Here is a 219-nt window from a genome sequence, read left to right as displayed (position 1 = left end):
CCTTTGGCGGCAGTCGCGGAGGATCTTCCAGTTCTTCATTCGGGCGAAGGTGTGCTCGACGCGAGCCCGCACACGCCGGTGTTCGGCGTTGTCCTCCTCCTGGCCGCGCAGGAGGGGGCGTCCGGCTCGTCTGCGGTGCGGGACGATCAGGCCGGTCCCCAGGTAGGCGCCGTCCGCGATCACCGTCGTGCCTGCCGCCACCGCGGGCAGGTCCGACTC

Annotated in this window: 1 protein-coding gene; it reads right to left on the bottom strand. The window is 71.2% G+C overall.

Going from position 1 to position 219, the window contains the following annotated elements:
- Positions 1-219: transposase family protein (locus OO68_RS41960; protein WP_033314771.1), on the bottom strand; the 219-nt coding region annotated here is incomplete at both ends.

It is taken from the genome of Streptomyces iakyrus (assembly GCF_000717055.1).
GTDB classification, from domain to species: domain Bacteria; phylum Actinomycetota; class Actinomycetes; order Streptomycetales; family Streptomycetaceae; genus Streptomyces; species Streptomyces iakyrus.
The sequence above is the reverse complement of the archived record's forward strand: the minus strand, read 5'-3'. Positions and strand labels throughout refer to the sequence as shown.